Source organism: Pseudomonas sp. LFS044, from assembly GCF_047978245.1.
Taxonomy (GTDB): Bacteria; Pseudomonadota; Gammaproteobacteria; order Pseudomonadales; family Pseudomonadaceae; genus Aquipseudomonas.
Genome location: NZ_JBFPFX010000026.1, coordinates 75,205 through 85,712 on the forward strand (window position 1 = coordinate 75,205; position 10,508 = coordinate 85,712).

8 protein-coding genes are annotated in these 10,508 nt (G+C 63.0%); 5 read left to right on the forward strand and 3 right to left on the reverse strand.

Annotation, left to right across the window (positions count from 1 at the left end; genetic code table 11):
* A complete protein-coding gene (locus ACNQPL_RS20355) occupies positions 1-660 on the reverse strand; it encodes a GntR family transcriptional regulator (protein WP_416467716.1) in 660 nt (219 codons plus the stop codon).
* Positions 661-928: 268 nt separating this feature from the next.
* Here ACNQPL_RS20355 and xdhA point away from each other — a divergent pair, with 268 nt between their 5' ends.
* From xdhA to guaD, 4 genes are all read left to right on the forward strand, one after another.
* Entirely contained in the window at positions 929-2,383 is a 1,455-nt protein-coding gene (gene xdhA / locus ACNQPL_RS20360; protein WP_387527820.1) for a xanthine dehydrogenase small subunit, read from the forward strand.
* On the forward strand, positions 2,376-4,772 hold the full coding sequence (xdhB, locus tag ACNQPL_RS20365) for a xanthine dehydrogenase molybdopterin binding subunit (RefSeq protein WP_416467718.1): 2,397 nt from the start codon (positions 2,376-2,378) through the stop codon (positions 4,770-4,772). Before xdhA ends, xdhB begins: the two co-directional genes overlap by 8 nt.
* Before the next feature lie 121 nt (positions 4,773-4,893).
* Positions 4,894-5,739: a xanthine dehydrogenase accessory protein XdhC gene (xdhC, locus tag ACNQPL_RS20370; protein ID WP_416467719.1), complete on the forward strand. Its 846-nt coding sequence runs from the start codon at positions 4,894-4,896 to the stop codon at positions 5,737-5,739.
* Positions 5,740-5,749: 10 nt separating this feature from the next.
* The gene (guaD, locus tag ACNQPL_RS20375; RefSeq protein WP_387527811.1) at positions 5,750-7,054 is read left to right on the forward strand and encodes a guanine deaminase; all 1,305 of its coding nucleotides are present in this window, start codon (positions 5,750-5,752) and stop codon (positions 7,052-7,054) included.
* Here the strand turns inward: guaD and aqpZ are convergent.
* Together aqpZ and ACNQPL_RS20385 are read right to left on the reverse strand one after the other, a co-directional pair.
* A complete protein-coding gene (gene aqpZ / locus ACNQPL_RS20380; protein WP_346614051.1) occupies positions 7,051-7,749 on the reverse strand; it encodes an aquaporin Z in 699 nt (232 codons plus the stop codon). The two genes, guaD and aqpZ, sit on opposite strands and share 4 nt — an antisense overlap.
* Positions 7,750-7,997: 248 nt before the next feature.
* Positions 7,998-8,753, reverse strand: coding sequence for a GntR family transcriptional regulator (locus ACNQPL_RS20385; protein ID WP_054899986.1), 756 nt, complete (start codon positions 8,751-8,753; stop codon positions 7,998-8,000).
* A 282-nt stretch (positions 8,754-9,035) separates the two neighbouring features.
* Here ACNQPL_RS20385 and ACNQPL_RS20390 point away from each other — a divergent pair, with 282 nt between their 5' ends.
* On the forward strand, positions 9,036-10,385 hold the full coding sequence (locus ACNQPL_RS20390) for an NCS2 family permease (protein WP_387527806.1): 1,350 nt from the start codon (positions 9,036-9,038) through the stop codon (positions 10,383-10,385).
* Positions 10,386-10,508 lie beyond the last annotated feature (123 nt).

Genomic DNA, 10,508 nt, shown 5'->3' on the forward strand with positions numbered 1-10,508 from the left:
TCAGCCTCGGGCCAGCGCCGCCAGCACCAGCTCGCAACTGCGCTGGCAATAGGCGGTGAGTACCTCGCGGATGCGCGGCAGGTCACGGGCGACCACGGCGTCGAGCAGGCGGGCGAACAGGTCCAGGTAATCGAGCATGTTGGCCTGGCGCTGGTCCAGGGCCAGGTAGTAGGCACGGCTCATGGCCGGCTGCAGGTTTTCGACGGTCTCCTGCAGGTAGGGGTTGTCGGCGAACGGATAGGCGGCGCGCATCACCGCAAAACTGTCGCCGACAAACGCCTTGATGTCGCCCAGCTCGCGGGCCTGCTGCAGGCGCTGCTGGATGTCCAGGAACGGGCGCAGGTCGCTGTCGGTGCGCCATTTTTGCGCAACGGCATTGCCCAATAGAATGTAGAACTCGCCCATCAGGGTGCACAGGCTGCGCACGCTGCGTTCGTCCAGCTTGGTCACATGGGCGCCACGGCGCGGCAAGATCGCGACCAGATGGCGACGTTCGAGGATCAACAGCGCCTCGCGCACCGAGCCACGGCTGACGTTCAGCGCCTGGGTGACCTTCTGCTCCTGGATGCGCTCACCCGGCACGAGCTCGCCGCGGATGATGCGTTCGGCCAGGTAGTCGGCAATTTGCTCGGAGAGGCTGTCCGGCGCCTTGAACGTCATGGTTTTCCTTCAAAATCATTGAACTGGGCACAAGTTGGCGATTGTAGCGCACTTGGTCAGCCCACGCGCAGAGGGGCAGCAGGCTTTATTTGACTCGCCAGATAGCCGCGTGCGCGGCCCGATCTATGCTTTGAATATGGGCAACCTGAGCGGCCAGATTCTCCTGCGGAGAATTTCTTGACCCTTAAGTCAGAAAATTATTGACCAGCGTGTCAGCTCTGCTTATTGTCCGCCCAACAACAATAAAACCATTGCGAGGCCATCCCCCGTGATCCAGTTTCTCGTCAACCAGGAGCTGCGTAACGAGCACGCCCTGGACCCGAACATGACGGTGCTGCAGTACCTGCGCGAGCACCTGGGCAAACCCGGCACCAAAGAAGGCTGCGCCAGCGGCGACTGCGGCGCCTGCACCGTGGTGGTCGGCGAGCTGACCCAGGATGACGACGGCCAGGACAGCTTGCGTTATCGCAGCCTCAACTCCTGCCTGACCTTCGTCTCGTCACTGCACGGCAAGCAACTGATCAGCGTCGAGGGCCTCAAGCACCAGGGCGCACTGCACAGCGTGCAACAAGCCATGGCTGACTGCCACGGCTCCCAATGCGGGTTCTGCACGCCAGGGTTCGTCATGTCGCTGTTCGCCCTGCAGAAGAACAGCCAGGGCCACGACCTGCACCAAGCCCAGGAAGCCCTTGCTGGCAACCTGTGCCGCTGCACCGGCTACCGGCCGATCCTCGATGCCGCCGAACAGAGCTGCCGCCTGCCCTGCCGCGACCAGTTCGACGCCCAGCAGGCGCAGACCATCAGCCGCCTGAAGGCTATCGCACCGACCCAGACCGGCGAACTCAACAGCGGTGACAAGCGCTGCCTGGTACCGCTGACCGTCGCCGACCTGGCCGACCTGTACAGCTCGCACCCCGAGGCACGCCTGCTGGCCGGGGGCACTGACCTGGCGCTGGAAGTCACGCAGTTCCACAAGACCTTGCCGGTGATGATCTATGTCGGGCATGTGGCTGAACTCAAGCGCATCGACAAGACCGCCAGCCACCTGGAAATCGGCGCCGCCACCCCGCTGACCGACTGCTACGGCGCACTGAACGAGGAATACCCCGACTTCGGCGACCTGCTGCACCGCTTCGCCTCGCTGCAGATCCGCAACCAGGGCACCCTGGGCGGCAACATCGGCAACGCCTCGCCGATCGGCGACTCGCCACCCTTGCTGATCGCACTGGATGCGCAGATTGTCCTGCGCCAAGGTGACCGCCAGCGCAGCATGGCGCTGGAGGATTACTTCATCGACTACCGCATCACTGCCCGCCAGGACAGCGAGTTCATCGAGAAGATCATCGTGCCACGTGCCAGCAACGACTGGGCCTTCCGCGCCTACAAGGTGTCCAAACGCCTGGATGACGACATTTCGGCGGTATGTGCAGCCTTCAACCTGAGCATCGAAGACGGCGTGGTCAGCGGCGTGCGCATCGCCTTCGGCGGCATGGCCGCCATCCCCAAACGTGCCCGCGCCTGTGAAGCGGCCCTGCGCGGCAAACCGTGGAACCAGGCCAGCATCGAGCGTGCCTGCCAGGCCTTGGCCGAAGATTTCACCCCACTCAGCGACTTCCGCGCCAGCAAGGAATACCGCCTGCTGACCGCGCAGAACCTGCTGCGCAAGTACTTCATCGAACTGCAAACGCCGCACATCGAAACCCGGGTGACCGACTATGTCTAACCATCACGCCGTCAAGAGCCAGGCCGAGATGGCCGAACTGTTCAGCCAGGACCTGACCACCGGGGTCGGCCGCAGCGTCAAGCACGACAGCGCCGACAAGCACGTGGCCGGTGAGGCCGTGTACATCGACGACCGCCTGGATTTCCCCAACCAGCTGCATGTCTACGCCCGTACCGCCGACCGCGCCCACGCGCGCATTCTGCGCATCGACACCACGCCATGCTATGCCTTCGAAGGTGTGCGTATCGCCATCACCCACGAAGACATCCCAGGCCTGAAAGACATCGGCCCGGTGGTCGCCGGTGATCCGCTGCTGGCCATCGACAAGGTCGAGTTCTTCGGCCAGCCAGTGCTCGCCGTGGCCGCTCGCGACCTCGACACCGCACGCCGTGCGGCGATGGCCGCAATCGTCGAATACGAAGACCTGGAGCCGGTACTGGACGTGGTCGAGGCGTTGCGCAAGAAGCACTTCGTGCTCGACAGCCACACCCACCAGCGGGGTGATTCCGCTGCAGCGCTGGCCAGCGCCCCGCACCGGCTGCAAGGCACCTTGCACATCGGTGGCCAGGAGCACTTCTACCTGGAGACGCAGATCTCCTCGGTGATGCCCACTGAAGATGGCGGCATGATCGTCTTCTGTTCCACGCAAAACCCCACTGAAGTGCAGAAGCTGGTCGCCGAAGTGCTCGACGTGCCGATGAACAAGGTGGTGCTGGACATGCGCCGCATGGGCGGCGGTTTTGGTGGCAAGGAAACCCAGGCCGCAAGCCCTGCCTGCCTGTGCGCGGTGGTTGCCCGCCTGACCGGCCAGCCGACCAAGATGCGCCTGCCGCGTGTCGAAGACATGATGATGACCGGCAAACGTCACCCGTTCTATGTCGAGTACGACGTTGGCTTCGATGACACGGGCCGCCTGCACGGCATCAACTTCGACCTGGCCGGCAACTGCGGCTACTCGCCCGACCTGTCGGGTTCGATCGTCGACCGCGCCATGTTCCACTCCGACAACGCCTACTACCTGGGCGATGCCACCGTGCATGGCCACCGCTGCAAGACCAATACCGCTTCCAACACCGCCTACCGTGGCTTTGGCGGCCCGCAGGGCATGGTCGCCATCGAGCAGGTCATGGACCACATCGCCCGCCACCTGGGCCGTGACCCGCTGGCTGTGCGCAAGGCCAACTACTACGGCAAGACCGAGCGCAACGTCACCCACTACTACCAGACCGTCGAGCACAACATGCTCGACGAAATGACCGCAGACCTGGAAGCCAGCAGCGACTACGCCGAGCGCCGTGAGTCGATCCGCCGCTTCAACGCCAACAGCCCGGTGCTCAAGAAGGGCCTGGCGCTGACCCCGGTCAAGTTCGGCATTTCGTTCACCGCCACCTTCCTCAACCAGGCCGGTGCGCTGATCCATATCTACACCGACGGCAGCATTCACCTGAACCATGGCGGCACCGAAATGGGCCAAGGCCTGAACACCAAGGTCGCGCAGGTGGTGGCGCAGGTATTCCAGGTCGACTTCAACCGCATCCAGATTACCGCCACCAATACTGACAAGGTGCCCAACACCTCGCCAACGGCGGCGTCCAGCGGTGCCGACCTGAACGGCAAGGCCGCGCAAAATGCTGCCGAGATTCTCAAGAAGCGCCTCACCGAGTTCGCCGCGCGGCACTATCAGGTGACTGAAGAAGACGTCGAATTCCGCAACGGCCATGTGCGCGTGCGCGACCAGATCGTCAGCTTCGAGCAGTTGGTGCAGCAGGCGTATTTTGCCCAGGTGTCGCTGTCGACCACCGGCTTCTACCGCACGCCGAAGATCTTCTACGACCGTAGCCAGGCACGTGGCCGGCCGTTCTACTACTACGCATTCGGCGCCGCCTGCGTGGAAGTGATCGTCGACACCCTGACCGGCGAGTACAAGATGCTGCGCGCCGATATCCTGCATGACGTTGGCGACTCGCTGAACCCAGCCATCGACATCGGCCAGGTGGAAGGCGGCTTCATTCAGGGCATGGGTTGGCTGACCACCGAAGAGCTGGTGTGGAACGCCAAGGGCAAGCTGATGACCAACGGCCCGGCCAGCTACAAGATCCCGGCCGTGGCCGACATGCCGCTGGACCTGCGGGTGAAGCTGGTGGAAAACCGCAAGAACCCGGAAGACACCGTGTTCCACTCCAAGGCCGTCGGCGAGCCGCCGTTCATGCTCGGCATCGCTGCCTGGTGTGCAATCAAGGACGCCGTGGCCAGCATTGCCGACTACCGCGTGCAGCCGAACATCGATGCCCCGGCGACGCCGGAGCGGGTGTTGTGGGGGTGTGAGCAGATGCGCAAGGACGTGGCTGCGGCGCAGCCGGCACAGGAACTGGAAACCGTCACTCACTGACACTGTATTACCCTGTGGGAGCGGGCTTGCCCCGCGAATACGATGTTGCGGCCACTGCCGCATTCGCGGGACAAGCCCGCTCCCACAGGAGACGGAGTCAGCCTTCAAGAGAGGTTGAATCATGCACCAATGGATCAACGCCCTCGCCGACCACCAGGCCCGCGGCGAACCCTGCGTGCTGGTGACCATCATCGAGGAACGCGGCTCGACGCCGCGTAACGCCGGCTCGAAAATGGTCGTCAGCACCAGCGGCCTGTACGACACCATCGGCGGTGGCCACCTGGAGTTCAAGGCGCTGCACATCGCCAGGCAAATGCTGGAAGAACACCGCACCACCCCACACCTGGAGCGCTTCAGCCTCGGGGCCAGCCTGGGCCAGTGCTGTGGCGGCGTAACCGTGCTGCTGTTCGAGCCGATGACTGCCGTGCAGGCACAGATCGCAGTGTTCGGTGCGGGCCATGTCGGCCGGGCTCTGGTACCCTTGCTCGCCGCGCTGCCCTGCCGGGTGCGCTGGATCGATTCGCGTGAACAGGAATTCCCCGAGCTCATCCCCAACGGGGTGACCAAGGTGGTCAGCGAGGAGCCGGTCGACGAAGTGGCCGAGCTGCCTGCCGGTTGCTACTGCATCGTCATGACCCACAACCACCAGCTCGACCTGGAGCTGACCGCCGCCATTCTCAAGCGCAACGATTTCACCTGGTTCGGCCTGATCGGCTCGAAGACCAAACGGGTCAAGTTCGAGCACCGCCTGCGCGAGCGCGGTTTCGATGACGCCGTGATGGCGCGCATGCGCTGCCCGATGGGCCTCGCCGAGGTCAAGGGCAAGCTGCCGATCGAGATCGCCGTGTCCATCGCCGCCGAAATCATCGCCACCTACAACGCCTGCTTCGGCCAGCACGACGCTGGCGTCAATGCCGGCCCCATTGCCCAATTGCTGCCGCCTTCCCGGCGCAGCCAAGCCATTTGACGAGTGAGTTATGACTGTTACCCGCAAAGCCTACCGTGCCGCCATCCTGCACAGCATCGCCGACCCGGCCGAGGTGGGCCTGGACGCTTCCCATGAGTACTACGAGGACGGCCTGCTGGTGATCGACAATGGCCGCATCAGCGCCCTTGGCCACGCCAGCGAGCTGCTGCCGACCCTCGATGCCGACATTGACGTGGTGCATTATCAGGACGCCCTGATCACCCCGGGCTTCATCGACACCCACATCCACTTCCCGCAAACCGGCATGATCGGTTCCTACGGCGAACAGCTGCTGGATTGGCTCAATACCTACACCTTCCCCTGCGAAAAGCAGTTCGCCGACAAGGATCACGCCGACAAGGTGGCGAAAATCTTCCTGCAGGAACTGCTGCGCAACGGCACCACCACTGCGCTGGTGTTCGGCAGCGTGCACCCGCAGTCGGTCAATGCCTTGTTCGAAGAGGCCGAGCGCCTGGACCTGCGCCTGATCGCCGGCAAGGTGATGATGGACCGCAACGCACCGGACTACCTGACCGATACCGCCGAAACCTCCTACACCGAGAGCAAGGCGTTGATCGAGCGCTGGCACGGCAAGGGCCGGTTGCACTATGCGGTAACCCCACGCTTCGCGCCGACCAGCACCCCGGAGCAGCTGGCACTGGCCGGCCAACTGCTCAAAGAGCACCCGGGCGTGTACATGCACACCCACCTGTCCGAGAACCTCAAGGAGATCGACTGGGTCAAGGAGCTGTTCCCCGAGCAGAAGGGTTACCTGGACGTGTACGACCACTTCGAGCTGCTCGGTGAGCGCTCGGTGTTCGCCCACGGCGTGCACCTGTGTGACGACGAATGCCAGCGCCTGTCGGAAACCGGCTCGGCCATTGCCTTCTGCCCTACCTCCAACCTGTTCCTCGGCAGCGGCCTGTTCAACCTGCCGCAAGCCGAGAAATTCAAGGTCAACGTGGGTCTTGGCACCGACGTGGGGGCCGGCACCAGCTTCTCGCTGCTCAACACCCTGAACGAAGCGTACAAGGTGATGCAATTGCAGGGCGCACGCCTGCATCCGTACAAGTCACTGTACCTGGCCACCCTCGGTGGCGCCCGTGCGCTGCGCCTGGACGACCGCATCGGCAGCCTGCGCCCTGGTAACGATGCCGACTTCGTGGTCCTCGACTACAAGGCGACGCCGCTGCTGGACTACCGCATCCAGCAGTCCAGTAGCATCGAAGAGACCCTGTTCGTGCTGACCACCCTGGGCGACGACCGCACGGTGCGTGAAACCTACGCTGCCGGGCGTTGCGTGCACCAGCGCTAAGGCTGTTTCGCCAGACCGCGGTACAGCGCGCCGCCGATCGCCGCCCCGATCAGCGGCGCCAGCCAGAATAGCCACAGCTGCTGCAACGCCCAGCCACCGACAAACACTGCCGGCCCCGTGCTGCGCGCGGGGTTGACCGAGGTGTTGGTCACCGGGATCGAGATCAGGTGGATCAGCGTCAGCGCCAGGCCAATGGCGATTGGCGCGAAGCCTGCCGGGGCACGGGCGTCGGTGGCGCCCATGATCACTACCAGGAACATCGCCGTCATCACCACTTCGCTGACAAAGCCGGCGCCCAGCGAATAGCCCCCGGGGGAATGGTCGGCATAGCCGTTGGACGCCAACCCTGCCGACAACTCGAAACCCGCCTTGCCGCTGGCGATGAAGTAAATCACCGCTGCGGCAATGACCGCGCCGATCAGTTGAGCGATGACATAAGGGAGTAGTTCTTTGGCGGGGAACCGCCCACCCACCACCAACCCGAAGGAAACCGCAGGGTTGAGATGGCAGCCGGAGATATGGCCGATGGCGAATGCCATGGTCAGGACAGTGAGGCCGAAAGCGAAAGCGACACCGAGAACGCCGATGCCGAGCGGAGAACTGGCTGCGATTACCGCACTGCCACAGCCGCCAAGTACCAACCAGAAGGTGCCGACCAGTTCGGCACCCATGCGCACACCCAAAGACGTCGACATGAACCTTTCCTCATGTAGTTGAACGCAGGGGACTGCGCAAGCCCAACTACTTGATGAAGGTTTGCCCACAAGAATTTAGCAGACCCGGGAACAATGGCCAGTAATAAAGAAGGGCCGCTTCGCGCCCCATCGCCGGCAAGCCGGCTTCCACAGGGACAGCGCCAGCCTCATGGGCGGCGCGGTACTTGTGGGAGCCGGCTTGCCGGCGATGGGGCGCGAAGCGGCCCCTTGTTCAGCCAGGCAAACGATCAACCCTTGGCCGACACCTTCGGCTTTTTCAGCAGGTGCGAGAACACCGCATGCAGGTCGTCCGAGGCGCTCTCCTCGTCCAGGTTCAGCTTGCTGTCGATGTGGTCCATGTGGTGCATCATCAGGCTCACCGCCTGCTCGGCGTCACGCGCCTCGATGGCATCAATCAATTGCATGTGCTCGTCGTAAGAGCAGTGCGAGCGGTTGCCGCTTTCGTACTGGGCAATGATCAGTGACGTTTGCGAGACCAGGCTGCGCTGGAAGCTGACCAGCGGTGCATTGCCAGCCGCCTCGGCGAGCTTCAGGTGGAACTCGCCGGAAAGCCGGATGCCAGCGCCGCGGTCGCCACGCGAGAAGCTGTCGCGCTCTTCACGCACCATCTGCCGCAGTTCGTTGAGCTGCTCCAAGGTGGCGTGCTGCACGGCCAGCTCGGTAATGGCGCGCTCGACCATACGCCGCGAGAAGAACACCTGGCGCGCCTCTTCGACCGTTGGGCTTGCCACCACCGCACCGCGATTGGGCCGCAGCAGCACCACGCTTTCATGGGCCAGGCGCGACAAGGCACGACGAATGATGGTGCGACTGACGCCAAAGATCTCGCCCAGCGCTTCCTCGCTCAACTTGGTGCCCGGCGCGAGGCGCTGCTCGAGTATCGCCTCGAAGATATGCGCATAGACGATGTCGTCCTGGGTACCACTGCGGCCAGCCTTGCCGACGCGTGCAGGTTTCTTCAGAGGTTGCAGCTGTTCGTTCATGAGCTCTCGAAGCACGAAGGAAAGTATGGCGCCATTGTACACAGGCTGAGCCGTTTCTGCAGGTGGGCTTTTACCTATATAGCCGATGCGCGGCGGATTGTGCGCACAAAAGATAAAACATTATTTGCTTTCTTTGTACACAAAAGCATAATCCATCGGGCAACATCTTGACCCGTGAGTCAACAAACGCGTCAGACGTCTGCCATCCCTCGCGGAGCCACCAAGTGCATTGCGCAGGTCACTGGCTCCAAGAACAACAAGAAAGACTTGAGGAGTATCGCTGTGGAAAGCCGCAAATCCGACGCACCTACGCTGGATCTCGCTCCACCGCTCGAAACGAGTTGGCTGGAACGGATTTTCAAACTCAAGCAACACGGCAGCACGGTCAAAACCGAACTGATTGCCGGGGTGACCACCTTCATCACCATGGCCTACATCATCTTCGTCAACCCCAACATCATGGCCGACGCCGGCATCGATCACGGTGCGGCGTTCGTCGCCACCTGCATCGCCGCCGCGCTCGGCTGCCTGCTGATGGGCCTGTACGCCAACTGGCCGGTGGGCCTGGCGCCGGGCATGGGGCTGAACGCCTTCTTCACCTATACCGTGGTCGGCACCATGGGCTACAACTGGGAAACAGCCCTGGGCGCGGTGTTCGTCTCGGGCGTGCTGTTCATGTTCCTGACCTTGTCGAAAGTGCGCGAATGGCTGCTCAACAGCATTCCAGTCAGCCTGCGCCATGCAATGGGGGCTGGCGTCGGATTGTTTCTCGGGCTGATCGGCCTGAAGACTGCTGGCATCATCGTCGACAGCCCGGCCACGCTGATCAAGCTGGGCTCGCTGCATGAGCCCGGCCCGTTGCTGGCGGCAGTGTGCTTCCTGCTGATCGCCATCCTCAGCTACAAGCGCGTGTTTGGCGCGATCCTGATCAGCATCATCGGCGTCACTCTGGCGGGCTGGGGCCTGGGCCTGGTGAAGTTTGGCGGGGTGATGTCGATGCCGCCGAGCCTGGCGCCGACCTGGATGGCGATGGACGTGGCAGGCGTGTTCAATGTCAGCATGATCAGTGTGGTGTTGGCGTTCCTCTTCGTGCACATGTTCGACACCGCCGGCACCCTGATGGGTGTGGCGCAGCGAGCCAACCTGGTGGCGCCGGATGGGCGTATCGAAGGCTTGTCGCGCGCGTTGAAGGCTGACAGTGCTTCCAGCGTATTCGGCGCAGTGGTTGGCGTGCCGCCGGTTACCAGCTATGTAGAGAGCGCCGCGGGTGTGGCCGCTGGCGGGCGTACCGGCCTTACGGCAGTAGTGGTCGGCTTGCTGTTTGTCGCAGCGATGTTCTTCGCCCCGCTGGCCGGGATGATTCCGGCCTATGCCACTGCGGGTGCATTGATCTACGTGGCCATGCTGATGATGGGCAGCATGGCGCACATCCACTGGGACGAAGCCACCGACAGCATTCCGGCGATCGTCACGGTGATCATGATGCCGCTGACCTTCTCGGTGGCCGATGGTATTGCCCTGGGCTTTATCAGTTATGTGGCATTGAAGGCGGGTACCGGCAAGTACAAGGAAATCTCGGCCAGCCTGTGGGTACTGTGCGCGATCTTCATTGCCAAGTTCGTGTTCCTCTGACACCCATTTGCACCAACAAAGGGCGCCTCGGCGCCCTTTTGTCTTTTGTGGTGCCTGTAGTGGCCCTATCGCCGGCAAGCCGGCTCCCACAATGTCCAACGTCGCTGCGGTACCTGTGGGAGC

Excerpts from the sequence above, each read along its gene's own strand:
- ACNQPL_RS20355 (WP_416467716.1), bottom strand. The coding sequence starts at position 660 with ATGACGTTCAAGGCGCCGGACAGCCTCTCCGAGCAAATTGCCGACTAC.
- xdhB (WP_416467718.1), top strand. The coding sequence starts at position 2,376 with ATGTCTAACCATCACGCCGTCAAGAGCCAGGCCGAGATGGCCGAACTG.
- xdhC (WP_416467719.1), top strand. The coding sequence starts at position 4,894 with ATGCACCAATGGATCAACGCCCTCGCCGACCACCAGGCCCGCGGCGAA.
- guaD (WP_387527811.1), top strand. The coding sequence starts at position 5,750 with ATGACTGTTACCCGCAAAGCCTACCGTGCCGCCATCCTGCACAGCATC.
- aqpZ (WP_346614051.1), bottom strand. The coding sequence starts at position 7,749 with ATGTCGACGTCTTTGGGTGTGCGCATGGGTGCCGAACTGGTCGGCACC.
- ACNQPL_RS20385 (WP_054899986.1), bottom strand. The coding sequence starts at position 8,753 with ATGAACGAACAGCTGCAACCTCTGAAGAAACCTGCACGCGTCGGCAAG.